At 71.6% G+C, this 25,327-nt stretch carries 19 protein-coding genes; 5 read left to right on the forward strand and 14 right to left on the reverse strand.

From position 1 onward, the window contains the following. Window positions 1–5: 5 nt before the first annotated feature. The gene (locus QSK15_RS24715; RefSeq protein WP_285796529.1) at window positions 6–1,202 is read right to left on the reverse strand and encodes an epoxide hydrolase family protein; all 1,197 of its coding nucleotides are present in this window, start codon (window positions 1,200–1,202) and stop codon (window positions 6–8) included. A gap of 148 nt (window positions 1,203–1,350) precedes the next feature. On the opposite strand from QSK15_RS24715, the gene QSK15_RS24720 reads away from it, so the two are divergent. Further along, on the forward strand, window positions 1,351–1,800 hold the full coding sequence (locus QSK15_RS24720) for a hypothetical protein (RefSeq protein WP_285796530.1): 450 nt from the start codon (window positions 1,351–1,353) through the stop codon (window positions 1,798–1,800). A gap of 50 nt (window positions 1,801–1,850) precedes the next feature. On the opposite strand, the gene QSK15_RS24725 is transcribed toward QSK15_RS24720, so the two are convergent. The 3 genes from QSK15_RS24725 to QSK15_RS24735 all read right to left on the reverse strand — a co-directional run bounded on the left by QSK15_RS24725 (window position 1,851) and on the right by QSK15_RS24735 (window position 4,836). Continuing rightward, window positions 1,851–3,095: a helix-turn-helix domain-containing protein gene (locus QSK15_RS24725; protein ID WP_285796531.1), complete on the reverse strand. Its 1,245-nt coding sequence runs from the start codon at window positions 3,093–3,095 to the stop codon at window positions 1,851–1,853. Beyond that, window positions 3,082–3,261: a hypothetical protein gene (locus QSK15_RS24730; RefSeq protein ID WP_285796532.1), complete on the reverse strand. Its 180-nt coding sequence runs from the start codon at window positions 3,259–3,261 to the stop codon at window positions 3,082–3,084. The genes QSK15_RS24725 and QSK15_RS24730 overlap by 14 nt, the downstream gene beginning before the upstream one ends. 135 nt (window positions 3,262–3,396) lie before the next feature. Then, on the reverse strand, window positions 3,397–4,836 hold the full coding sequence (locus tag QSK15_RS24735) for a helix-turn-helix domain-containing protein (RefSeq protein WP_285796533.1): 1,440 nt from the start codon (window positions 4,834–4,836) through the stop codon (window positions 3,397–3,399). 134 nt (window positions 4,837–4,970) lie between these two features. On the opposite strand from QSK15_RS24735, the gene QSK15_RS24740 reads away from it, so the two are divergent. Next, complete coding sequence (locus tag QSK15_RS24740; protein ID WP_285796534.1) at window positions 4,971–5,468, forward strand: NUDIX domain-containing protein; 498 nt, start codon at window positions 4,971–4,973, stop codon at window positions 5,466–5,468. Window positions 5,469–5,625: 157 nt separating this feature from the next. Here the strand turns inward: QSK15_RS24740 and QSK15_RS24745 are convergent, their stop codons facing one another. The 3 genes from QSK15_RS24745 to QSK15_RS24755 all read right to left on the reverse strand — a co-directional run bounded on the left by QSK15_RS24745 (window position 5,626) and on the right by QSK15_RS24755 (window position 11,295). Further along, window positions 5,626–8,013, reverse strand: coding sequence for a galactose-binding domain-containing protein (locus tag QSK15_RS24745; RefSeq protein ID WP_502889650.1), 2,388 nt, complete (start codon window positions 8,011–8,013; stop codon window positions 5,626–5,628). A gap of 125 nt (window positions 8,014–8,138) precedes the next feature. Next, window positions 8,139–9,179, reverse strand: a complete 1,041-nt coding sequence (locus QSK15_RS24750; RefSeq protein WP_285796536.1) for a GDP-mannose 4,6-dehydratase — start codon at window positions 9,177–9,179, stop codon at window positions 8,139–8,141. 262 nt (window positions 9,180–9,441) lie between these two features. Further along, window positions 9,442–11,295, reverse strand: a complete 1,854-nt coding sequence (locus tag QSK15_RS24755) for a pectate lyase-like domain-containing protein (protein ID WP_285796537.1) — start codon at window positions 11,293–11,295, stop codon at window positions 9,442–9,444. 204 nt (window positions 11,296–11,499) lie between these two features. Here QSK15_RS24755 and QSK15_RS24760 point away from each other — a divergent pair, with 204 nt between their 5' ends. Beyond that, window positions 11,500–11,961, forward strand: coding sequence for a hypothetical protein (locus tag QSK15_RS24760; RefSeq protein ID WP_285796538.1), 462 nt, complete (start codon window positions 11,500–11,502; stop codon window positions 11,959–11,961). An 87-nt stretch (window positions 11,962–12,048) separates the two neighbouring features. Here QSK15_RS24760 and QSK15_RS24765 read toward each other — a convergent pair whose 3' ends face one another. After that, entirely contained in the window at window positions 12,049–12,816 is a 768-nt protein-coding gene (locus tag QSK15_RS24765) for an alpha/beta fold hydrolase (RefSeq protein WP_285796539.1), read from the reverse strand. Between the two features lie 66 nt (window positions 12,817–12,882). On the opposite strand from QSK15_RS24765, the gene QSK15_RS24770 reads away from it, so the two are divergent. After that, complete coding sequence (locus QSK15_RS24770) at window positions 12,883–15,924, forward strand: AfsR/SARP family transcriptional regulator (protein WP_285796540.1); 3,042 nt, start codon at window positions 12,883–12,885, stop codon at window positions 15,922–15,924. 15 nt (window positions 15,925–15,939) lie between these two features. Here the strand turns inward: QSK15_RS24770 and QSK15_RS24775 are convergent, their stop codons facing one another. From QSK15_RS24775 to QSK15_RS24800, 6 genes are all read right to left on the reverse strand, one after another. Next, window positions 15,940–16,494 carry a dihydrofolate reductase family protein gene (locus QSK15_RS24775; protein WP_285796541.1) on the reverse strand — a complete coding sequence of 185 codons (555 nt, stop codon included), beginning with the start codon at window positions 16,492–16,494 and terminating at the stop codon, window positions 15,940–15,942. Window positions 16,495–16,567: 73 nt separating this feature from the next. Then, the gene (locus QSK15_RS24780) at window positions 16,568–17,134 is read right to left on the reverse strand and encodes a hypothetical protein (RefSeq protein ID WP_285796542.1); all 567 of its coding nucleotides are present in this window, start codon (window positions 17,132–17,134) and stop codon (window positions 16,568–16,570) included. Between the two features lie 17 nt (window positions 17,135–17,151). Beyond that, window positions 17,152–18,984 (reverse strand): S9 family peptidase, encoded by a 1,833-nt coding sequence (locus QSK15_RS24785; protein WP_285796543.1) that lies wholly within the window; start codon window positions 18,982–18,984, stop codon window positions 17,152–17,154. Then, a complete protein-coding gene (locus QSK15_RS24790) occupies window positions 18,985–20,763 on the reverse strand; it encodes an N-acetylglutaminylglutamine amidotransferase (RefSeq protein ID WP_285796544.1) in 1,779 nt (592 codons plus the stop codon). Between the two features lie 97 nt (window positions 20,764–20,860). Beyond that, window positions 20,861–23,527: a carboxylate--amine ligase/circularly permuted type 2 ATP-grasp protein gene (locus QSK15_RS24795; protein ID WP_285796545.1), complete on the reverse strand. Its 2,667-nt coding sequence runs from the start codon at window positions 23,525–23,527 to the stop codon at window positions 20,861–20,863. A gap of 150 nt (window positions 23,528–23,677) precedes the next feature. Next, complete coding sequence (locus QSK15_RS24800) at window positions 23,678–24,244, reverse strand: DJ-1/PfpI family protein (RefSeq protein ID WP_285796546.1); 567 nt, start codon at window positions 24,242–24,244, stop codon at window positions 23,678–23,680. Between the two features lie 53 nt (window positions 24,245–24,297). Between QSK15_RS24800 and QSK15_RS24805 the strand changes: the two genes are divergently transcribed. Further along, window positions 24,298–25,242 carry a GlxA family transcriptional regulator gene (locus QSK15_RS24805; protein ID WP_285796547.1) on the forward strand — a complete coding sequence of 315 codons (945 nt, stop codon included), beginning with the start codon at window positions 24,298–24,300 and terminating at the stop codon, window positions 25,240–25,242. Window positions 25,243–25,327: the final 85 nt, after the last annotated feature.

Below are 25,327 nucleotides of genomic sequence, written 5' to 3' on the forward strand. Positions count from 1 at the left end.
GGTTGTCAGGGGTTCCGCAGCGGCCGGAACGCGGCACGCACCTCGGCGGAGAAGAGTTCCGGCTCCTCCCACGCCGCGAAGTGCCCGCCACGGTCAGCCTCGTTGAAGTACGCGATGCCGGGGTAGACAGCCTCGGCCCAGCTCCGCGGAGCGGCCCAGATCTCGCCGGGGAACGTGGTGAAGCCGACCGGCACCGTGACCGGTGGCGGAGCCTGACCGGCCGCCTGGGCCGCTGCCTGAAACCGCCCCTGCTCCCAGTACCACCGGGCGGACGAGGCCCCGGTGCCCGTCAACCAGTACAGGGTGATGTTGTCGAGGATGCTGTCCCGGGTGAGGCCGCCGGCCGGCTCACCGTCGAGGAACACGCGGGAGATCTTGTAGTAGCTGTCCGTGTCGTGGTCGAGCATCCAGGCCGCCAACCCGACAGGTGAGTCCAGCAGCGAGTAGCCGATCGTCTGCGGCCGGGTGGACTGCTCCAGGAAGTAGCCGAAACCGTCCGTCGAGAACAGCTTGAGCGCGTCGAGCGCGGCGCGCTCCTGCTCGGAGTTCGCCGGCAACTTGTCCTTGATGCCGACCGCCCCGGCGAGCAGGTTGACGTGGATGCCGAGCAGCCCTTCGGGTCCCTGCCGGCCCATGGCGTCGGTGACGGCGGCGCCGACGTCGCCACCCTGCGCGACGTAGCGCGGGTAACCGAGGCGGTCCATGAGTTTCGCCCACGCCTGTGCCATCCGCGCGGAGTTCCACCCAGGCTCGGTCGGCTCACCGGAGAACCCGTAGCCCGGCAACGACGGCAGCACCAGGTGGAACGCGTCCTCGGGCGTGCCGCCGTGCGCCGTCGGGTCGGTCAGCGGGCCGACGACGCCGAGCAACTCGACGACGGAACCCGGCCAGCCGTGCGTCATGATCAACGGCAGGGCGTTCTCGTGCGGCGACCGTACGTGGATGAAGTGAATCTCGACGCCGTCGATGGTCGTGGTGTACTGCGGCAGCGAATTCAGCGTCGTCTCGCACGGACGCCAGTCGTAGTCGGTCATCCAGTAGCGGGCCAGCTCCTGGATGGTCGCCAGCTGTACCCCCTGGGAGCGATCGGTGACCAACTCGCGGGTGGGCCAGCGGGTGGCGGCGATCCGGCGGCGCAGGTCGGCGATCGTGTCCTCCGGTGTGTCGAGCCGGAAGGGACGAATCTCGTTGTTGTTGGACATCTTCCCCCACCTCGTCACGTCGAATCGGACAGCGCCGACGCGTCGACGGTGTCGGCACTCGCCCAGTCTCACAGCGGACCGACGCCGTCCGGGCCGAAACGCGAATCGCCGACGCGCCCCGGCGTCGGACCCATGAAATGATCAGCCGATGGGCCAGGTGGACGACGTCGACGACAACTGGCTGAACGGTGAGGACATCACCTGTCCGGAGTGCCACGAGCGGCTCTACCGCCTCGACCACTCGCCGCTTCTGGACTGCTATTTCCTCTACTGCGACAGCTGCCCGATGCGGGTGGACATCAGCTACTACGACAGCACGTGTACGGCCATCGCGGACGCGCTGCCGCCCCGGGACGACACCTACCCCACGCTGATGGCGGCACTTGAGGCACGGCTGCGGCCCTGCGAGTGCGGCGGGCGGTTCCGGGACTCGGCACCCCGGCGCTGCCACCTGTGCTCCACCGTCCTGACGGCCATCAGCGCGCCCTCCGGCGTCGACGTCTGGCCAGGCTGGTGGACAGCCGAGACGGACACCGGAGCCGTGGAAGAGCAGTTCACCGCCAGGTACTTCCGCACCGAGAACCTCTGGGAGCACTGACGCCCCCGTCACGCACCATCCGGCCTACGATCTGCACCTGCGCTCGTCCGTCAGCGGGTGAGGCCGACCACCGTGGCCAGTCGCGCCACGCCGGCCGGCGCCGGCTGCGCGCAGGCGACAGCGGCGATCACGGTACGCGCCAACGGCCGACACCGAACCTCAGCCGGCGCGACACTGTCCGCGTCGACAAGCGCGCGAGCCGCCCCGCGCAGGTCACCCATCTGGAGGTACGCCCGAGCGACGTCCACCAGGTACGCGCCCCGATACTCAGCCGGCAACCGCCGCCACCCCTCCCGCCGCACCACAGTCGAGTGCCGCTGTAACGCCTCGTCGGCGTCACCGCGCTGCGCCGCCACCAGCACCCGCGCCAGCTCAACAGCAACCGGCCCGAAGCTGGTGCGGTGCGTGTCGTCGTACCCCCGCAGCCTGGCGGCGACCCCTGCCGCCCGGTCGGTCAGCTCATCGGCGCGGCGGTGCTCGCCGCAGCCAGCGGCGGCGAGAGCCGCTTGGAGCAGCAACGTCCCGCCTACGGCCCACTCCCGGCGCTCGCCCCGAACCCGGCGATTGCCCTGACCTTGGTGATCAAGAGAATTGGGGGCGGTTTGATCTCCAAAAGTGACGCAAACCTCTTGATCACCATAGTGGGATGAGGGTGGAAGGACGCGGTTGGCGGCGGGGAGCAGCGCGGCCAGGGCCAGTCGGTTTCGGTCTTGGGCGCGGAGCGCTTGGCCTACCGAGATGGCTGTTGTCGCCGCGAGAACCGGGTCGTCGCCGGCTGCGGACATCGCCCGGTCGGCGGCCAGCCAGGCGAGGTCGGACTCGCCGAGCTTGACCAGCAGCGACGAGGTGATCCGGTACGCCTGCACCAGCACCTCCGCCGACCGCGCACCCTGAGCGGCGTCGAGCAGACCCGGCACCACCCGCACCAGTTGCCCGTAGTGCGCGTGCTGGTAGCTCAACCAGGCGTACCCGACCTGTCTTCTCAGCTCGTCCGTCTGTGGTGGAGCCTGCGGGGTGTCGTAGCGGGCGAGCGCGGCCCGGATGTCGTCGACCCCGTCCGGTGGGCCAGCCGGGGTGCTGCGCGGCTGGCCGAGCAGCACCTCCGGGTCGACTCGCAGGACGTGGGCCAGTTCCTGGATCACCGAGTACCGGTCCAGGGTGCGGGCACCGCGCTCGATCTTGTCCACCCAACTCTTCGACCTGCGCAGGCGATCCGCGAGCATCTGCTGCGTCATCGACCGCCGCACCCGCCACCGGGCCACCCGACGACCGATCGGGACGTCATCGCTGGTCACGCCGCCACCGCCGGTCCGGCACCGCACGGGTCGTGTCCTCCACGGGTACGCGCTCCGACTCGGCCTGCGCCAAGAGGCGCTGTTTGGCAGCCTCCCGCTCGACCGCGTCGACCTGCTCGCCCTTGTCTTCCGAGTCGTCACCCTGCCTGCCTTTTTTACTGCTCATCCCTCACCCTTCGGCCGGGGCGCGACGTCAGGAAGGAGCCGGGCGCCCAGCTCACCGCGCCGATGTACCAGCGCAGCGATACCTAGGTGACAGCTTGTGACGGTCAAAGTGCGCAATCCAGACGGATCGCGTCCGCTACTGTCCGCCGAGGTGTCCGCCACCGACAACGGACAGATCGGCGGACAGCTCCAAAAACTCGGCGACCGCATCGGTCTCGCCCGCAGCGGCTGCCACCATCCGACTGAGCTCAGCGACGCGTTCGACAGCCCTGGGCGACTGCGCCTGGCGAGCCAGCTCCAGAGATCGTCCGGCCGCGACCGCCACCCGCTCGAACTCTCCCGCCTGAAGGAGGGCTTCGGCGAGCCAGCTCAGGTACAGCGATGTTTCTCGCGGAGAGTCGTCGCCATAGCGAGCGGTGGCGCTTTCCAGGATGGGCACTGCCCGCAGTGGTCGACGCAGCTCGGTCCACACTCGCCCCGCCATGACCTCCACCTCGTCCTGCGTCAGCCAGTACGCCCAGGACGGGGCTTGATCAAGGTCACAGCGTGGATAGATCTCCTCGACCTGCCCGAGCGCCCTTTCGGCAAAGCTCACTTCACCCAGGCGGGCATGCGCCCAGGCGACCCGTTCCAGCAACAGAGCCTGACCCGTAGCCTCGGCTGCGTGCCGACCACCGACGTACGCCGACCGGGCCAAGGTGACAGCACCTCGCCGATCGCCGGTGCTCGCCTCAAGGTAGGACAGACTGCTCAGGCAATTTGCTGCGCTAGCAGTGTCTCCCCCGGCGTGCGCGGCCCGCATTCCGGACAAGTAATGCTGGCGCGCCTCGGTGATCTTGCCGGAGTCTTCGGCAACGAAGCCGGCCAGCTGACACAGGTCCGCGACGACGTGAAGCAGCCTGTGGCTGACCGCCTCGGAATAGCTGCCCGCCCGAAGCAGTTCGGCGGTGGCGGCCAACTCTACGGCTACCAGCGCATACGTCTCCGCACCGCCGACGTGGTCGTCCAGCCGCCGCAGTTGACGAATTCGGCTCTCGATTCGGGTCACCGTGCTCGCGCCGACCCGTCGGCCAGCACTCAACTCATACCGCTGCGGCGGGTCTGCGATCAGCCACTGATGGGCTAGCGCGGCAGCGTTGTCCGGATTCGGAGTCTGCGCTGTCAGTAGGTCGGCGAGACGCTCCGCATCACGCCGCGACCACTGCGCTCCCTCGCTGACCGCCCATGGCTCGCCGATGCCCGGCTCGACGACGAGCACAGCCAACTCCCCGCCAGCCTTCAACGCCGCGTCCAGACGTTGAGCGGTCTTCGTGGTCGGCGCTTTCCGACCACTCGCGAGATCGTGAAGATAGCTCTTGCTGTAGAAGGTCTGCGTGGCGAGTGTTCGATAGCTGACGCCGCGCTTCCTCATCAGAGCCCTGAGCTGTTCGGCGAAGAGTGCGGCAGACGCGGGCATCACGGCTCCCGGGAGTAGCGTTCGGTCCGGCGACGGCCGTACAGCCGCCACCACTTCGGACAGTACATCGATCGGCACGATGCGTACGCCCGGCGGCGCCTCGGGCAGGCGCCCCTGCACTCTGAGACGAAGCTTGGAGCACCAGATAGGCGGTTTTCGGCCATCCCGACTCCCGGCGGCAGCTCTGCCAGTAACTGCTCGGATCACCGACGACCATGCTGCTCGATGCACCTCTGGGCACTAGCGTCAACGAGGTGACCTGGACGGAGCCCGCCACCTGGTACGCCAACCTGGCTTCCTTCTACGCCGCCGCCGCGGCTTTCATCACCAACTCGGCCGGCAACGTGCTGCTCGTCAAACCCACGTACCGCGATCATTGGGCCTTCCCCGGTGGCTATGTCGACGAGGGCGAATACCCGCATGATGCCTGCGCCCGCGAGATCCGTGAGGAGTTGGGGCTCTCCGTGGTGGTGGGTGACCTTCTCGTAGTGGACTGGGCACCGCCCGCCGGGCAGCGGCCACGCGCGATTGTCAGCTTCACGTTCGACTGCGGGACCATGGCCAGCCTCGATGGTCTCGCCCTGCCGGGACATGAGTTGGAGGACGCCGCCTTCTTTACGCTCCGAGAGGCCGAGCAGCGTCTTCCCGACAACGTCGCCGCACGAGTTCATGCGGCGATCAGCGCGCGCAAGCAACACGCCCCGATGTACCTTGCCGGCGGCTCGGTCGTGTCACGGATGCAGAACAAGTAGCAGGGCCTCGGGCCTGACGGACCATCGCGACCGTGCCCCTGAGCAGGGTGTCACGCGCGGAGAGGACCTGCTTGACGTTGACCTTCGCTGGGTGCGGCTTGCGCCCGTTCGATGAGGTGGGCGGCCGCCGCCCCCTCGGCGGCCGCCCACGTCTCGGTCAGCTGGCGTAGACCTCCAGGGCCGACAGTTGCCCCGCCGGCCAGCCGGTGTTGCCGGTGACGGAAATCCGCACGTAGCGGGCCTGCGCAGCGCTGAACGTCAGCGTCACCTGGTTGCCGCTGCCCGGGTCGAACGTCCGCCCCGCCGAGCCGACCAGCGTGCCGAAGCTGCCCCCGTCGACGCTCCCCTGCACGGAGAGCGTCTGCGTCCGAGCGCCCCACGCCGACGACGGTGGCAGCTTCAGCACCACCCGTCCGACAGTGCGCGTCGCGCCCAGGTCGACTTGGACCCACTGCGGGAACGCGTTGTTGGCGCTCTCCCAGTAGCTGTTCGGGTCACCGTCGACGACGTTGCCCGACCCGTAGCTCTGGACATGGCTGCTCTCCGACGTGGGCCGACCCCGGGCGAGGTCCGCGTTCGCCGGGGCGTCAGTGGTGACGGTGACCGCGTTGGATGCACTGGAGGTGTTGCCGGCGGCGTCGCGGGCGGTGACCGTGAACGTGTACGCGGTGGACGGGCTGAGCCCGCTCACCGTCGCCGTGGTGCCGGTGACGGTGGCGACGACGGTGCCGCCCTGGCGTACCTGGTAACCGGTCACTCCGGTGTCGTCGGTGGCGGCCGTCCAGGACACTGACACGCTCGTCGACGTCTTGCCGGTGACGGTGAGGCCGCTCGGGGCGGTCGGCGGGTTGTCCGGGACGGTGCTGCCGGCGTACACCTCGACCTTGGCGAGCTGGCCCGCCGGCCAGCCGGTGTTGCCGGCGATGCTCAGCCGGATGTGGCGGGCCGTGGTGGTCGTCAGCGTGCGCGTCACGGTGTTGCCGGTGGCCGGGTCGAAGGTGAACGCGGAGGCCGCGGCGATGGTCGAGAAGGAGCTGCCGTCGACGCTGCCCTGCACGGTGATGGTCTGGGTACGTGCGCCCCAGCCGGCGGGCAGCCGCACGACGAGCTTGTTGACCTGGTGGTTGGCGCCGAGGTCGACCTGCCACCAGTGCGGAAAGGATCCGCCGCCGCTCTCCCAGTAGCTGCCGGCGTCGGAGTCGACGGCGTTCGACGCCGGGAACGGGCCGTTCTGGCTGCTGGCCGAGGTGGACCGGCCGGCTGCGAGGTCCCCACCGGTCGGGGGCGGGGTGCCGACCATCGGCACTGTGGGGCGGACGGCGGTGAGGGCGAGTTGGCCCTTGAGCATCCGGCCGCCGTCGGCGGTGATCCGCAGGTAGTAGTCGGCGGAGCAGGCGACGCCGTCCTCGTCGAGGGCGCGGATGTTCGCGCCGGCCGGGGTGGTGGCCTGGGTTTCGGAGGTCTTGGCGATCTGGTTGCCCTCGTTGTACTCGTCGAACATGGACACGTACAGGCCCTGGGAGCCGAGCCGGATCATGTTGTAGATGTGCCGCCAGTAGAAGTCGCCGTGCTTGCGGTGCCCGCCGGCCAGGTCACCGGGCATCACGCAGGGCAGGTAGTCGATGCCACGTGCCGCGCAGTCGGCCATGTCGCCGACGTTGACGTTGTTGTAGTACGAGTCCAGTTCCTCCACGGTCCGGGCCCGGTAGACCATCCACGGCGAGATCGCGTGGAAGGCGTGGTAGACGTCGAGGAAGCCGGGGCGGGAGTCCTCGATGCCCTGCCGCCACCAGGTGGGCACACCGCCGATGACGTAGCAGCCCTGGGCCTTGAACCAGTTGATGACCTCCAGGCAGGGCCCGGGGGTGAAGGGTCGGCTGGGCTCGCTGAAGCCGAAGCCCCAGATGCAGACGACCGGCTTGCCGTTCTGCCGGGCGTACGCGGACGACGCGGTGTGCGCCGCCATCTTCGTCGTCCAGTCGGTCTTGATCTCCGACTGGAAGCTCAACCAGTCGGTGACGTCGTACATGATGTAGAACTTGCGGGTGTACCGCTCGGCGGCGGAGCGCACCTTCTGTGCCATCGCGTCGCGGGTCGGGCCCTCGTCGCCCATCGGGTTGAACCGTTGCAGGGCGGCGGTGTCGCAGCCGTACTCCTGCATCCAGCGGAAGTGCGTGTCCACCGTCTGCTGGTCGTACGAGGAGAAGAGGGTGGCCGGCTGACCGTTGCCCAGGTTGGGGTAGGCGGTGGGGTAGGTGCGGGTGTACTCGCGCAGGTCCGGCCAGGACACGATGGTGGTGTTGGCGGGCGAGGGCGGCTGGAACCGGTCGCGGCTCCAGTGCCACCACCCGCCGATCGGCGCGCCGTCGCCGGGGGCGCTGAACCAGCCCTGGTATCCGACGGTCACCTTGCCGACCACGTCCCCGGGGGGACTGGCGGCGTGCGCGGGGCCGGCCACTGTGGTGAGCAGCTCGGTGGTGGAGGCGGTGGCGAGGGCGGACCCGGCCAGTACCGATGTGACGAACCTGCGGCGGGACACCGCCATGACGACCACTCCTTCTTCGACGGAAGGCATTGACGGCCATCGTGGCAGCAGTGGATGCTATACCGCAAGAGTGAGACTGTTTGATGAAATTCCCGATCAGATGACGGGAAATATGCGCTGGGCTGTCAGCGACTGAGCGCCCACGCCGGGGACAGGATCTGGCTGCCGGTCTGCCGGCGGCGGGCTTCGCGAACCGTCATCCGGACACCCTCGGTGAAGCCGACAGTGGGGTACCAGCCGAGCAGCTCGCGTGCCCGGCGGGTGTCCAGCGCCATGTCGCGGACCTCGCCCGACCAGGGCAACGGCTCGTAACGGGCCACATCGTCGACGCCGAACGCCTCGCGGACCGTGTCGTACACCTCGTTGACGCTGGTCTGCCGCCCCGAGGCGATATTGACCGTCCCCACCCCGTTGTGGTGACAGGCGATCGCTATCGCCTCGGCGACATCGCTGACGTAGACGAAGTCCCGGGTCTGCGTACCGTCGCCGTGGATGACCGCCTGCCGGCCCCCGAGAAGCGCATCGACCATCAGGGACACCACCCCGCAGTCGCCGCCCTCCTGCCGGGGCCCGTAGACATTCCCCAACACCATCGAGGTGTACGACAGGCCGTGCTGACGTCCGTACCAGTCGAGGTAGTGCACGCCCACGGCCTTGCTGACGCCGTACGGGCTCACCGGCGCGATCGGATGGTCCTCGCGCACCGGCAACTCGTCCGCGGCGACGCTGCCGAAGATGTCGCTGCTGGTCGCGTTGACGATCAGCCGTACGCCGCTGCGGGCGCAGGCGTCCAGCACGTTGACGGTGCCGAACACGTTCACGTCGGCGTCGTACAGCGGTGCACGACGGGCCGTGGGAAGGCTCGGCTGCGCGGCGAGGTGCACCACCACGTCCGGCTGCCACTCGTGGATGACCTCGACACCCTCCGACGCACGGATGTCACCGGAGATGACGTCCGCCTCGGTCAACCCGCCGCACACGGCGTCGGCCAGGTTCTCGATCCGGCCGGTGGAGAAGTTGTCGAGCACCCGGACCTGGCTGCCCATCAGCATCAGCCGGGCGACCACGTGGCTGCCGATGAAGCCGGCGCCTCCGGTGACCAGCACGCGCCGGGGCACCAGGCCCGTCGGCGGATCGACACCGACGGCGGTGACGGGCAGGTCCATGAGGAACTCCTTGGAACGACGGAACGGTCGGCCCGCAGCTGCAACCGGCCGACCGTAACCCACCCAACTGCTACCAAACGGACACTTAGCCCAATGCCCCGAGCGGATACCCGGGATTTGGTCCCTTGAGGTCAGATTTAACCCATTCGACCGCACGTCGACGGTGTCGCGAGTAATTTGCGCGCCGGTCCTCGCCGGCTGGCTGCCGCAACAGTGCCGGAGCCGAGACCGGCTCCGGCACCGTCGCTACGCCCGATCCCCGCTACGGGGTCGGGTACCGGCTCAGGTAGACCGGGGCGCCGACCTTGGTCATGTCGGCCGCGTCGCCGACGCCGTTGACCACGTGGTCGATCGTGCCGGCGCTGAGGTTGACGGTCATGATGTGGTGCAGCCGCACCCCCGGCCGGTTCGGGACCTCGAAGCCGTTCTCGGTGTGGATCGACGGGTTGTTCTGGTTGAAGACGTACACCCCACCGCCGTACAGGGTGTGGTGCCGCACCCGGTCGGCGACCTTGTACCCGGCCCAGCCCTCGACCGGGCCGTTCATCCAGTCGGCCTGCGTCGGCGGGTCGTACGGCAGCTCGTTCTGGTAGAGGATCGTGGTGCCGTGCTCGCCGTTCCAGACCGTGTTGTACCGCTGGAAGTGCTCGACGAACAGCCCGGTCGCGGTCACGCGGTCGCCGTTGATGACGGCCCCGTAGCGACCGGTGTTGGTACGCCAGCGGTCGGTGTCACCGTTGACGCCCTCGGCGAAGCCCTCGACGCCGTGATCGCCGCGCCAGACCCAGGTGTGGTCGATGAGCACGTTGTCGCTGTTGACCTCCAGCGCGGTGTTCGTCCGTCCGATGTGCGGACCGCCGACCCGGAAGTACACGTCGGAGAGCGTGGTCGGGTTGTTCGGGCTGCTCGCGTTGTGGCCGTGCTGGCGTCCGACCCGTAGCAGGACCGGCGACTCGACGGTGCCGGCGTCGATCGTGACGCCGGCGACGATCACCCCGGGCACACCGGCCACGTCCAGCGGGATCGCGCCGTTCACGGCGGTGAGCGTGGCGTGCCCGATCCCGAGCACCACGGTGTCCGGACGCCGGACCTCGATGCTGCGCGCGATGTCGTACGTGCCGGGGGTGAGCAGCAGGTGCTTGCCGCGGGCGAGCTGGCTGTTGATGAGCCGTACCGGGTCGGAGGGCTTGGCGATGAAGAAGTCCCCGATGGGGATGCTGCGACCCGGCGTCATGCCGTCGGCCCAGGAGACGCCCCGGCTGTCCCGTTGGGCGGCGGGCACCCGCACCTGGTAGCGACCCTTGCCGTCGACGTACAGGTAGGGCTTCTCCCGGCTCAGCGGCGTGGTGTCGAGGGTGGTGTACGGCGGGTCGGGGAAGCTGGCGTCGTCCGGCGCGCCCTCGACCCCGGCGAACACCTGGTTCCACACCGCGTTGGACCAGCCCGCGACCTCGCTGTTGCGGGTCAGCCACTGCTGCTGTGAGCCGTTGGTGGTGGCGGGCAGCCGCGAGTCGGCGATGAAGCCGCCGCTGGCGTACTGCGGGCCGGCTGTGCAGTAGTCCATCAGCGACAGACCACCACCGCCGATGTTCAGCCGGCGCATCGACACCGCCTGGGACACCGCCCAGAAGTTCGCCGACGACCGGCAGTCGTCCTGGCCGGCCGCGTTGATGGTGAGCGAGAGGTTGGACAGGGTGCGCCAGAAGTTGACCAGCGCCAGGCAGTTGCCGGTGCCGCCGTCGGCGAGGCAGCGGTTGTAGACCTCGAGTTTGCCGTTGATGGCCACGTCGGTGGGCGACGCCCCGAGGCCGGACACCTCGGTGTAGTAGCCGACCTCGGCCTGCAACGGCTGCGCGGCGGTGCCGTACGTGCCCGGCTTGAACAGGTAGGCGTGCCGCTCGGTGCCCATCTCGTTGTCGACCTGCCGGGCGTGCGCGGCGTCGAGGGTCTGCTGGATCTGGCCGACCGGCATGGACGGGTCGAAGATCGTCACGTTCGGGCCGAAGTCGGGTGCGCCGTGCGTCGGGCGGCCGGCGGTGGCGGCGGTGCTGGACATGGTGACGGCGGCGGTCACCAGCAGGGCAAGGGTGAGGGTACGTCGGGACGGGCTTGTCATGTGGTTCGTCCTCTCCGCTGACCGGACGGTCTCGTCCGGCACAGCTGGGGCGGCGTGAGAGCGCTCTCTGACCACGACGGCCGAGAACGGGTCGCGGCGAAGGGGTCGACATGTTTCTACCCGTTAATTCGGCCGGCCGCCATGACCGGGACGGCGAACTTCGCGCCGGGCGGAGGAGGATCAGGGACGACCTGGGAGGTGCCGATGCCGATCGACCCACTGCCCCGCCTGGACGAACACACCACGATCATCAACGCTGGGCCCGACCGGGTCTGGCCCCACCTGATCGACGTCGTGGAGAGGTCCTTCTCGCGGTTCGGCGCGATTGGGTACGCCCGCCTGGTGCGTGCCGCCGATCCCGTCACGTCCGGGCCCCGCCCCCTCACCGAAGGCTCGACGCTGCCCGGCTTCCACGTCGCCACCGCGATCCCCGGTCAGGAGCTGGCCCTGCGGGGCAGCCACCGGTTCTCGACGTACGCGCTGATCTTCCGCCTCGACGCCGACGGTCCGACCCGGTCACGGCTGCGCGCCGAGACACGCGCGGTCTTTCCCGGCCTGGCCGGCGGACTGTACCGGCAGATCCTGCTGACCTCGGGCGGCCACGTGCTCGGCGTACGCCGCCTCCTCGCGGCGGTCCGCCGCCGATCCGAGCAGGACCCCCGGTAGTCCGCCACGATCTTGCACGGTGCTCACGGCCTGTGTCACCGCAGAAAGTGCACGATCGCGAAGCGGGGTCGTGGTCTGGTCAGCACCTCAGTGGTCCGGGTTGGTCTCGGTCAGAAACTCGTCGATCATCGGGGCCAGCCAGTCGGCGCGCTGCGGGATCGTGGTGTGGGTGGTGCCGGGCAGGATGGCCAGCCGGCAGGCCGGCAGGCCGGTCAGGTCGCCGGGCACCGCGCCGCCGAGCAGCCGGAACATGTGCACCGCGTGCTCGGGTTGGACGATGTCCGCGTCGCCCAGCACGATCATGGTGGGTGCGGCCAGCGCGCGGACCTGCTCGGGCGTCCACCGGGGCAGGTTCGCGTCCAGCACCTTCATCTTCGTGACCAGGGTTGCCCAGCCCGCCGGGTCCGGTGCGGTGCGCAGGTACTCCTCGTGGAACTCCGAGCCGTGCAGGTGCTCCGGTTGCAGGTCCTGGATCCCGTCGAGCAGCCCGGGGTGCAGGCCGTCCTCGTCGAAGCTCACCGAGGCGAGCACGAGGCGGCCCACCCGGTCGGCGTGGTGGGTGCCGAGGCGCAGCGCCACCGCCGCGCCCATGCTCCAGCCGAACACGTCCGCCCGTCCGACGCCCAACCGGTCCAGCAACTCGACGACGTCGGCGGCGAAGTGCTCCACGGTCAGCGGGCGGTCCACGTCGGGGGTGTGGCAGTGGGCCTGCAGCTCGACGGCGATCACCCGCCGGGTCTTCGCCAGCGACGGCAGGATCGTGCCGAACGACGTACCGATGCCGGAGAGCGCGCCGTGGATCAGCACCAGCGGGCGACCCTCACCATTGCCGTGCGTCTCGTGGTAGATGTCCATGCCCACACGGTGCGCCAGCGCGCTTACGGTCCGCTTCAGGTCGCCTTACCGGCGCCAGGCCCTAAGATGACCGCCGTGCAGTTCGGGGTGCTCGGGCCGCTCGCCGTGACCACCGACGCCGGCGAGCCGGTGGTGGTGCCCGGCACGAAGGTACGGGCGTTGCTGGCCGACCTGCTGGCCAACCGTAACCAGGTGGTCTCGGCGGACCGTCTCATCGACGACCTGTGGGGTGACGACTCCCCCGCCAACCCGGCCGGTGCCCTTCAGGTGCGGGTGTCGCAGCTGCGCAAGGCACTCAACGACGCCGAGCCGGGTGCCCGCGACCTGGTCGAGTCCCGCGCGCCCGGCTACCTGCTGCGGGCCGGCGCGGTCGACGCCGACCGGTTCGCCGAGCTGGCCCGGCACACCGACGTCGGCCGGCTGACCGAGGCCCTCGCGCTGTGGCGGGGTGAGGCGTACGCCGACGTGGCCGACGCCGAGTTCGTCCGCGCCGAGGCGACCCGCCTCGCCGAACAGCGGCTCGCCGTGCACGAACGGCTGGCCGAGGCCCGGCTGGCCCGGGGCGAGCACGACCTGGCCGCCGCCGACCTGGCCGAGTTGGTGGCCCGCAACCCCCTGCACGAGGGGCTGCGCGCGGTGCAGCTCCGTGCGCTGTACGCGGCCGGTCGCCAGTCCGAGGCGCTGGACAGCTACACCGACCTGCGGGACCGGCTCGCCGACGAGTTGGGCCTCGACCCGAGCCCCGAACTGGTCGCCCTGCACCGCCGGATTCTCGAACAGGACGCCGGGCTGAGCGCGCCACCGAAGGCCGCGATCATCCGCAACAGCCTGCCGGCGCAGCTCGACGAGTTGGTCGGTCGGGCCGAGGCGTTGACCGAGCTGCGGGCCCTGCTGCCCGGGCAGCGCCTGGTCACGCTGGTCGGGCCGGGTGGCGTCGGCAAGACCCGGCTGGCCACCGAGGCCGCCCGTACCCAGTCCCCACCGGACGGCGTCCTGCTGGTCGAGTTGGCGCCGCTGCCGGCTGGTGACCCGGGCGTCGTCGAGCAGGTGCTCGGCGCGCTGGACGTCCGCGAGGCCGCCGGCGCCAGCCTGTCCCCCACCGACCGGCTCGTCACGACGCTGCGGCAACGGCAACTGCTGCTGGTGCTGGACAACTGCGAACACGTCGTCGAGCCGGCCGCCGCGCTGGTCGCCCGGCTGCTGCGCGACGCGCCCGGGGTGAACGTGCTCGCCACCAGCCGGGAACCGCTCGGCCTGACCGGGGAACTGCTCTGGGACGTACCCCCGTTGTCGGTGCCGTCGGACGGTGACCCGGACGCGGTCCGGCGCTCGGCGGCGGCCCGGTTGTTCGCCGCTCGCGCCGCCGCCCAGCAGCGCGGGTTCCGCCTCGACGAGCGCACCGCGCCGGCCGTCGCCCAGCTCTGCCGTCGCCTGGACGGCCTGCCGCTGGCGTTGGAGCTGGCCGCGACGCGGGTCCGCGCGCTGGGCGTGCAGGGCGTGGTGGAACGACTCGACGACCGGTTCCGGCTGCTCACCACGCAGCAGCGCGACGTGCCGCCGCGTCAGCGGACGCTGACCGCGGTGATCGGCTGGAGCTGGGACCTGCTCGACGAGGCAGACCGGCAGGTGCTCGCCGCGCTCGCGGTGTTCCGCGACGGCTGCACGCCGGAGGCCGCCGAGCAGGTCTGCCGGACCGACCTGGACGCCCTGGCCCGGCTGGTGGACCGGTCGCTCGTGGTGCTGGACGACTCCCCCGAGGGTCCGCGCTACCGCCTGCTCGAATCGGTCGCCGCGTTCTGCCTGGACCGCCTGGCCGACGCCGACGAGGTCCGGGCGCGGCACGCCGCCTACTACACCGAGCTGGCCGAGCGCGCCGACCCGGAGTTGCGCGGGCCCGACCAGCGACGGTGGCTGGCGCTGCTGGACGCCGAGACGGCGAACCTGCGCGCGGTGCTGGCGCACGGCGACGGGTTGCGGCTGGCTGTCGCACTGAGCTGGTACTGGTACCTGCGGGGCCGGCTCACCGAGGCACGGCGAGCCCTCGCGACGCCCGGCGACCCGACGCAGGAGAGCCGCGCGGCGGCGTGGCGGATCGGTTTCGGGCTGTTGCAGGGCGAGCAGATCCCGCCGGCCGAGGTGCGCGCCACCCTGGCCGGTGTCGCCGACGCCCGAGCCGCCTGGTTCGCGGCGAACGCGGTCCTCGAGAGCAGTGACCTGCCGCTGGCGTCGGAGCTGCTGCCCACCGCCGCCACCGATCCGTGGACCGAGGCCGCGGTGCTCAGCTCCCGGGCCATGATCGCGCACGCCGGCGGTGACCTGCCCACGCTGGAGAGCGCAGCGACGCGCAGCACCGCGCTGTTCGCCGAGGTGGGTGACCGGTGGGGCCGCCTCCAGGCCAGCGACTGGGTGGGAGGGCTGGCCGAGATTCGCGGTGAGTACGAACGCGCGGCAGCCCTGCACCGGGAGGGGCTGCGCTGGGCGGAGGAACTGGGGCTGTGGCCGCACGTGGGCGGCAAGCTGTCCTGGCTGGCCTGGCTCGCGGTGCAGACCCGCGACTACGCGCAGGCCCGGGAGCTGGCCGAGCGCGCCTACCAGCTGGCGGTGGAACAGGGCTCGCCGAGCGCGATCGTCTTCGCCGAGCTGGGCCTCGGCTTCGCCGCCCGCCGCGACGGCAAGCTCGACCTGGCCGTCACCCACCTCACCCGCCTCGCCGAGCAGGGGCGCAGCGAGGCCCAGCCGGCGCTCTACCTGCCGATGGTCCTCATCGAGCTGGGGTACGCGGTCGAGCAGAGCGGCGACCCCGCCGCCGCGCTGGCCCTGCACCTCGAGGCGTTCGACGTCGCCGAGGCGATGGCCACCGCGCGCGATGTGCTCGGCCCGCTGGAGGGGATGGCGTCGGCGGTGCGTTCACCCGAGGTCGCGGCCCGGCTGCTCGGTGCCGCGGCCGCCGCCCGACAGGCCGTCGGCGCTCCGGCCGCGCCGGCCGAGCGCGACGACACCGACCGGGTGACCGAGCGGGTGCTCGCCGTGCTCGGCCAGGAGCGGTTCGACGCGCTGTTCGCCGAGGGCGCGAAGCTGAGCCCGGGCGAGGCCCGGGCTCAGCTCTGATCGCCGTTCAGCCGCTCAGCTCGCCGACTTCGGCTGGTACGAAGCGATGATCACGCCGCTCTTGTGGACCCGGGTGTCGACCAGCTCGAACGTCGCCTTCACGTCGGTGAGCGGGGTGCTCAGGCTGGCGGCGCCCTCGAGCACCGGGTGGATCCAGAACCGGACCTCGTCCACCAGGCCCGCCTTGACCAGCTGGGCGGTGACCGAGCCGTAGCCGTACTGGACGATGTCCTTGCCGTCCTGAGCCTTGAGCTTCGCGACCGCCTCGACCAGGTCCCCCTGGAGCACCTCGGTGTTCTTCCAGGTGGGGTTGGTGAGGGTGGTCGAGGCGACGTACTTCTTGACGTTGTTGAAGAACGCGGCGCCGGTGGTCGGGTCGCTCTCGTCCATCGTCGGCCAGGCCTGCGAGAAGCCGTCGTAGGTGGCCCGGCCCATCAGCAGCGCGTCGGCGTTCTCGGTCTGTGCGCCGGCGAAGGCCATGGCCTCCTCGTCGAAGTAGGGCGCGGTCCACATCGGGTTCTCGATGACGCCGTCGAGGGTGATGTAGGTCGAGTTGATGATCTTGCGCATCGGAATCTCCTGGGTGTCTGTCGTGTGCTCCGGTGACACCCAGAACTCTGCCGAGCCCCGCTTACGATTCGCTTCAGGTCCCCTTGCGCGGGTCCGGAAGCAGTCCCGAAAGCGGGTCGGTCAGCGGGATCGGGAGCGCCTGCGGGGCCGCCGTACCGCTGCTGGCCGAGTGCGCCGGCGCGGGCCGGTCGCCGACACGGCTGTGCAGGCGTCCACGCCCCGGCGGTCCGGGACGTCGGGTCACCTCGACGGTCACCATCACCACCGGCGGCGGCGGGACGGTGAACCGGCCGACACCCCAGCGCACCCAGATCGGGATACGTCCGGCGTCCGCCTCCGCGGTCAGCTTCTGCACCGTACGGGCCCGGTCGGTGTGGTCGACCTCCACCACCACCGGCGGCCCGTCCGGGCGGGCGCACGCCACGTCGAGGACCGAGTGCCGCTGCTGCATCGGCGGCGGCAACGGCAGGACGCTGGGGGCCCGCCGGTAGACCCGCCAGCCCTGCGCCCTGGCCCACCGCACCACCGCGTCGATCACCCGCGCGGTGACCTCGTCCGTGCCCAGGTCGACGAAGGTCAGCTCGGCGAGGGACCGGCCCAGGTCGGCGGCCAGCCGCTCGCCCTGCGCCGGAACGTCCACTGGCGCAGGATAGCGCCTCAGCCGAGGGTGACCACGGTCGTGGCGAGGTGCCGGGTCAGCCAGGAGGTGGTGGCGGTCCGCGCCGCCTCGGCGTTGTCGCGGGCCAGGAACTCGTGCCCCTCGCCGGCGAGCACGAGGTGCCCGTGCGGCACGTCCCGGGCGGCGAGGGCCTGCGCCACCTGCGCCGACTCCCCGGCCGGCACGTTGGTGTCGTTCGCGCCGTGGATGAGCAGCACCGGCACGTCGAGCTGGTCGATGCGGGTCATCGGCGACAGGTCGCGCAGCAGCTCCGCGTCGCGCACCGGGTCGCCGTACTTGCTGACGGCGGCGGCGGCGATCCACGGCTCGGTGCCGGCGTAGAAGGTGCGGAAGTCGGAGATGCCGCACTCGGCCACCCCGGCGGCGAACAGGCCGGGGAAGTTCACCAGCACCGCGAGCACCAGGTAGCCGCCGTAGGAGCGGCCCAGGCAGCCGAGATGGCCCGGGATCGCGACTCCGCTGTCGATCAGGTGCTCGGCGCACGCCGCCACGTCCGCGATCGCCCCGTACCGGCCGGCGAGGTTGTCGGCGGTGACGAAGGAGCGGCCGAAGCCGGACGAGCCGCGCACGTTGGGCGCGAACACCGCGACGCCCTGCGCCACGAGGGCCTGGAACAGCGGGTTGTAGCCGGGCCGTTCCTGCGCCTCGGGGCCACCGTGCAGGCTGATCGCCGTCGGCCAGGGGCCCGGCCCGGCCGGGCGGTAGAGCCACCCGGACAGCGGCAACCCGTCGTGGGCGCGCAGGTCCAGCAACTGCGGCGCGACACCGACGCCGGTGCGCGCGTCGTCGGTGTCCGGTCGCAGCGGGCGCGGGGTACCGGTCGCCGGGTCGACCAGCCAGACCTCCCGGGGCTGCACCGGCCCCTGTGCGGTGACGCAGAGCAGGTCGCCGCCGGCGGCGAAGACGGCGTCGCCGAGCACCTCCCCGGGGGCGGTGACGGCCCGTTGGACGCCGCTGGCGAGGTCGTACAGGCTCAGTTCGCTGCGCCCGCCGTAGGTGTTCCACAGCAGCGCGGCCTGACGCCGGTCGGCGTCGAGCGCGATGTGCTCCAGCTCCGCGTCCGGCCGGGCCGCGACGCGCGCCGGGGCCGGTGTGGGTGCCGCGAGGTCGACGCGCACCAGCGCCGCCAGCTCCGAGAACGCGTCGGTACGCGCCAGCACGCTCGTCCCGCCCGGACCGAACCAGCCCTGGTCGGTGCTGCCCCGGCCGGTGTCCGGCAGCAGGCGTACCCGGTCGCCGGTGGCCACCGCGAGCAGTTCCAGCCAGCGGGCGTTGCGGGGGCCCCGACGCAGCAGGGCGGACCCGCCGTCGTCGGTGACGTCCAGGAGGGTGAGCAGGTCGTCCTCGGCGAGCACCCGCCGCTGCCCGGTGCCGGCGTCGACAAGCACGGCGGCGTTCCGCTCGGCGGTCTCGGTGACGGCCATCAGCGCGCCGCCGGGCAGCCACCGGGACAGGCTCGCGCTGCGGCGGCCGAAGCCGGCGACCTGACGGCGTTCCGTGCCGTCCGGGCGCAGCACCCACAGCTCGGTACGGGGCGCGCCACCGGGCGCGACGACGCAGGCCAGCCACTGCCCATCCGGTGACCAGCTCACCGACAGGACCGGCTCGTCACCTTCCGGCAGCGCGACGGCCTCGGCGGCGTCCACGTCGCGTACCCAGACGGTCGGGGTGCCGGACCGGTCGGACACGTACGCCACCCGCCGGCCGTCCGGCGACGGCGCGGGCGCGAAGTCCTCGCCGGGCGGCAGGGTCACCGTCGGACGGCGCCGCGCGGGGCGGGTCCGGCGCGGCACTTCGGTCCGTACGCTCATCTAAACCCCGATCCGCTGCAACCAGAGCTCCAGCAGCCCGAGCTGCCAGAGCGCGTTGGAGCCCAGCGTGGTCCGCCGGGCGTTCGGCGCGTCCAGCAACTCCTCCAGGTAGTCCTTGCGGAACAGGCCCCGCTCGCGCGCCGGTTGGGCGGTCAGCGCGTCCCGCACGTCGTCGAGCAGCGGGCCGGCGAGGTGCCGGATGGCGGGCACCGGGAAGTAACCCTTGGGCCGGTCGATCACCTCGTCGGGGACGATGCCGCGGCTCGCCGCCTTCAGCACACCCTTGCCGCCCTGCGCGAGCTTCATCGCCGGTGGGCAGGCGGCGGCCAGCTCGACCACCTCGTGGTCGAGGAACGGCACCCGGGCCTCCAGCCCCCACGCCATCGTCATGTTGTCGACCCGCTTCACCGGGTCGTCGACCAGCATCACCAGGCTGTCCAATCGCAGCGCCGCGTCCAGCGCGGTGTCCGCGCCGGGCGCGCCGAAGTGCGCGGCGACGAACTCCAGGCTGGCGTCGTGGTCGAGCATCCACTCGGGCGCCAGGTGCCCGCCGAGCGCGTCGTGGCGACGATCGAAGAACACCCGGGCGTACGCCTCGACGGCGTCCGCGCGGGCGACGTTGGCCATCGGCGGGTACCAGTCGTAGCCGGCCAGGATCTCGTCCGCGCCCTGCCCGGACTGCACCACGGTGATCCGTTGCGAGACCTCCTCGGAGAGCAGGTGGAACGCCACGCAGTCGTGGCTGACCATCGGCTCGCTCATCGCCGCGATGGCCTGGTGCACGGCGGGGACGAACCGTTGCGCGCCGATGCGGATCTGCTGGTGGTCGGTGTCGAAGTGGCGGGCCACCAGGTCGGAGTAGTGGAACTCGTCGCCGCTCTCCCCCGCCGCCGCTTCGAAGCCGATGCTGAAGGTGGCCAGGCCGGTCTGGCCCTGCTCGGCCAGCAGGGCGACGATCAGGCTGGAGTCGAGGCCACCGGAGAGCAGCACGCCGACCGGCACGTCGGCGACCATCCGCCGCCGTACGGCGGTGCGCAACGCGGCCATGAGCCGTTCCTGCCACTCGTCGGCGGACATGGCGGGGGCGGCGGCCCGGTTGAACTCCGGTCGCCAGTAGGTGGTGTCGGTGCTCCGACCGTCCGCGGTGATCAACCGCACGGTGGCCGGCGGCAGCTTGCGGACCCCGGCGAGGATCGTGCGGGGCGGCGGCACCACCGAGTGGAAGGTCAAGTAGTGGTGCAGCGCCACCGGGTCGAGGCCGGTGTCGACGTCACCGGCGGCGAGCAACGCCGGCAGCGTCGAGGCGAAGCGCACCCGGCCCGGCCCCTCGGCCAGGTAGAGCGGCTTGATGCCGAGCCGGTCCCGGGCCAGCACCACCGTGTTCGTGGCCAGCTCGACCAGGGCGAACGCGAACATCCCGTAGAACCGTTCGACGCAGGCGGTCCCCCACCTGTGGTACGCCTTGAGGATCACCTCGGTGTCCGAGGTGGACCGGAAGGCGTAACCGGCGGCGGTCAGCTCGTCGCGCAACTCCCGGTAGTTGTAGATGCAGCCGTTGAAGACCAGGGCCAGACCCAGCTCGGGGTCGATCATCGGCTGCGCGCCCGCGTCGGACAGGTCGATGATGCGCAGCCGGCGGTGCACCAGGGCTACCGGCCCGTGCTGCCACCGCCCCTCGCCGTCCGGGCCCCGGGAGGCCAGCGCGGGCAGCATCCGCTCGACGGCCGCCAGGTCCGCTGGTGCCCCGTCGAGGCGGAGTTCGCCGCCGAAACCGCACATGGCACGCACCTCTCGTCGGCTGGATCGGCTGGGCCGCTGCCCGGTCCAGGCTTGGCGGACCGGGTTGCGTCCCGATGACGGGTCAGTCAAGCGTGGGTTACACCGGCGGTCCGTCGGCTCCACCGAGCAGCCAGGTGTCCTTCGACCCGCCGCCCCGCGACGAGTTGACGATCATGCTGCCGGCCGGTGCCACCCGGGTCAGCGCCACCGGCGCCACCTCGGCGGTGTCACCGAGGAACACGAACGCCCGCAGGTCGACGTGGCGGGGAGCCAGCGCCGTGCCGTCGAAGACCGGGTGGGTGGTCAGCGCGATCATCTCCTGGGCGATCCATCGGTGCGGGGCCGCGAGGATCTGCTCCCGGACGGCGTCCAACTCCTCGGCCTCGGCCCGGGGGCCGATCACCACCCGGTCACCGCCGTACCCGTCGACCGGCTTGAGCACCAGCTCGTCGAGCCGGCCCAGCACCTCGGCCCGCTGCTCGGGCAGCCCGCACAGGTAGGTGGGCACGTCTGCCAGCAACGGCTTCTCGCCCAGGTAGTACTCGACCAGCCGGGGAACGTAGGCGTACAACGCCTTGTCGTCGGCGACGCCGTTGCCCAGCGCGTTGGCCAGCGTGAGCCGCCCGGCGTGCACCGCGGCGAGCAGCGGCCACCCCAACGGCACCCCGTCCGCGCCCGGGGCGTGCAGCAGCGCCTCCTCGTCCATCCGCAGGTAGATCACGTCCACCTCGCGGCGGCAGCCCTCCCGGACCAGCCGGACCCGGCCCTCCTCCACCAGCAGGTCGCTGGTCTCGGTCAGCGGCACACCCATCTCGTCGGCGAGCAGCCGGTGCTCGAACCACGCCGGATCACCTGGGCCGCCGCTGAGCACCACCACGGCGGGATCGTCGGTCGCGGCGGGCGCGGCGGCGACCAGCGCCCGGTACAGCATCGCGGGCGTCTCGTCGGCGGGCAGCAGATCCTCCGGCACCGGCAGTTCCGGCAGCACCGCCCGGGTGAGCCGCCGATTCTGCACCGCGTAGCCGATCCCGGAGGGCACCCGCAGGTTGTCCTCCAGCACGTACCAGCCACCGTCGGGGTCGCGGACCAGATCGGTGCCGGACACCTGGGCGCGGGTGCCCCGCCGGCCCATCAGCGCCCCGGTCGGGCGCAGCCCGGGTGACGACTCCACCACCCACGCCGGCACCACGCCGTCGGCCACCACGGACCGGTCGGCGTAGACGTCGCGCAGGAACGCGTCGAGGGCGCGGGCGCGTTGCACCAGGCCGGCGCTCAGGGTCCGCCAGTCGGCGGCGGGCACCACCCGGGGCACCAGGTCCACCGGGAAGAGCCGGGTGCTCGCCTCGCCGGCCACGCTGAACGTCACCCCGCGGGCCCGCTGTTCCTCGTCCCGGTCGTGCTCGCGTTGACGCAGGGCACCGGCACCGAGCTGACGCAGGGCCGCCAGCATCGGGGCGTACGCCGGTTGTGGTCCGGCCGGTCCGAAGACCTCGTCGCCGGCGGCGGCGTACGTGGGCAGCGCCGGCGGTGTCGGCGCACCCGGCAGCGGCCCTCGGGCCCGGCCCCGGGTCTCGTCGAGCAGCAGGTCGACCACGTCGGCCAACCGACCACGCCGCTGGTACGCCCGCCGCTGTCGCGCGGCGGAGCTGCCGCGTTCCAATGCGTACCGGGCCAGCTCGGTGACCTGCTCCCAGTCCCCGGTCGCTGCCAACTGCGGGCGCAGGTCGGTCACCAGGCGGCGGACCGCCTGGGCGGCCGGCACCGGTCGGGCCGAGCGGGGCAGGTCGAGCAGGTCACCTTCCAGCCCGGAGCGGGCCGCCCGCCACACGGCCGCCCGCAGCACCGGTGGTCGCACAGCCGTCCGCTCCACCCCGGCGCGCAGGGCGGCGACCTCCCGCCGGACGAGCGCCCGGAACAGACCGGTGAGCAGGACGATCGTCTCCACGTCCGGGTTGGCGTCGGTGATCCGCAGTTCCACTGTGGGCACGTGCGCCGACGGCCGGACGTCGAAATAGATCATCGCGGGGTCGGTGATGGTCTCGGAGGCGATCAGTTCGGCGACCAGCGCCTCGTGGTCGGCGGCGCTGGTCACCTCGCCCGGGTCGCCGGCGGTGGGCCAGCGCTGCCAGACCAGCGACCGGACGCTGGCGTACCCGCTGTCCTGCCCCATCCAGTACGGCGAGCTGGTGGAGAGGGCGAGCAGCGCCGGCAGCCACGGCTGGACCCGACGGGTGACCGCCACCGCCAGGTCCCGGTCGGCGACGCCGACGTGCACCTGCGCCCCGCAGATCAGCTGCTCCCGGGCGAGCAACTGGTACTCGTCGAGCATCCGCCGGTAGCGGGAGGTGGGTGTGACGCTGGGGTCACCGTCGGCGCGCAACGGCACCGTACCGGCCGCCACGATGCCCAGCCCGGCCCGGTCGGCGACCTGGACGGCGCTGTGCCGCAGCCCGGTCAGCTCGGCGCGGATCTCGTCGAGGGTGCGGCAGACCGCGGTGTTGGTCTCCACCACGCTGCGGTGCAGCTCGGCGGTGAACGAGGCCGCCGGCAACCGGTCGAGCAGCTCGCCGGCGCGGGGCACCAACTCCCGGGTGTGCAGGTCGACGACGTGGAACTCCTCCTCCACCCCGATCGTGGCCAGGTCAGCCGGGTCGCCGTCGTCGAGCGACAGGGCCCCGTTGGTGCGCGGCGTGGGCGGTGTCCGGCCGTTGCCGGACCGCACCGGCCCGTCGTACGTCGGCGCGTTCGTGGTGTTGTCGGCCATGGTCACCCCGGTTCGCGTGCGGTGGTGTCGACTGTCCGACGAGCGTTCCCAGGGTTGGTACCGGGGGTGTTTCCGGCGCGTTAAGGTGACGCGCCCGTTCTGTCCGGCCCGCTCAGGGCGGGTGGTCAGGCAGCGGATGGGGGCGCGCCGTCAGCGGGTCCGGGGCCGGTACTCGATGGTCGCGGCGACCCGTTTCGCCGTGGCGGCGCCGAGTTCCCGTTCGGTGAGCCAGAGGCCCAGATCGAGCCCGGCCGAGAGCGCGCCGGCGGTGACCCGGTCACCGTCGTCGACCACCCGCTCGTCGAGCACTGTGACGTCCCGCGCGCGCAACTCGTCGTACGCGTTGCGGTTGGTGGTCGCCCGCCGGCCACTCAACAGACCGGCGGCGGCGAGGAGCAGCGCACCGGTGCACACCGACGCCATCCAACGCGCCGACGGCGCCAGCGCGGCCAGCCGGGCCGGGAGCACGCCGCGCTGTGCCTGGGCCCAGGCACCCTCGGCGGCCCGGTTCAACCACCCTCCACCGGGGACGATCACGCCGTCGGCCTGACCGAGCACCTCGGCGACCTGGAGGTGGACGCCCCGCATGCTGGTGACCGGGCCCGGCCGTTCGACGGCGACCAGCCGCACCTCGAACCCGGCCATCGACAGCACCTCGAACGGCCCGAAGACGTCCAGTTCGTCGAAGCCGTCGAACATCACGATCTCGATTCGCATACCGCCCAGGATCGTCGGACGACCGCACGGCGGCGAGTGGCATCCTTGCCATCATGCGTAAGAGTTCCGCCACGCATCGGGTCGCCGTCCTCGCCCTGCCCAGAGTCGTCGCGTTCGACCTGACCATCGCGACGCAGGTCTTCGGCCACGAAGGCAACGGCCGGTACGCGACGACGGTGTGCGCACTGGACAGCGGCCCGGTCTCCACCACCACCGCCGGCCTGGAGCTGACCGTCGCCGCGCCGCTTGACGCCCTCGACGACGCCGACACGGTGATCGTGCCCGGATTCCGCCGTGGCCCGGCACCGGCGCGCGCCCTCGAAGCGCTGCGGCTGGCGCACGCCCGGGGCGCCCGCATCGCGTCGATCTGCACCGGCGCCTTCGCGTTGGCCCAGGCCGGTCTGCTCGACGGCCGCCGCGCGACCACCCACTGGGCGCACGCCGACGCGCTGGCGGACGAGCACCCCCGGGTGCTGGTGGACGCCAATGCCCTCTACATCGACGAGGGCGAGGTGCTGACCAGCGCCGGGCTCGCCGCCGGCCTCGACCTGTGCCTCTACCTGGTCGGCCGCGACCACGGGCAGGATGTCGCCATCCACCGGGCCCGTCACATGGTCACCCCACTGCACCGGGCCGGCGGCCAGGCACAGTTCATTCCGGTCGGCGGCGCGGGTGAGGACGACGAGTTGGCCGCGGTCACCGCTTGGGCGATCAGCAACCTGCATCGTCCGGTCACCGTCGCGGACCTTGCCCGGCAGGGGGTGATGTCCAGCCGTACGCTGCACCGCAGCTTCCAGAACCGGTTCCGGATGAGCCCCCGGGCCTGGCTGATCCAGCAACGGCTGCGCGCCGCCTGCACGCTGCTCGAGAACGGCGACATCACCGTCGACGAGGTCGCGCGGCGCACCGGCCTGGGCACGGCGACCAACCTTCGGGCGCACTTCCAACGGGCCTTCGCCACCACCCCCACCGCGTACCGGCGGGCCTTCACCCCCTGACCCGTCCGACAGTGTCTGGTGATGTCGGGGCCTCCTGCCGGCCTGGACACCCCGACATCACCAGTCGCGATTCGATCGATCACGG

Origin of the sequence: Micromonospora sp. NBRC 107095 (genome assembly GCF_030269705.1) — a bacterium.
Lineage (GTDB): Bacteria > Actinomycetota > Actinomycetes > Mycobacteriales > Micromonosporaceae > Micromonospora > Micromonospora parva.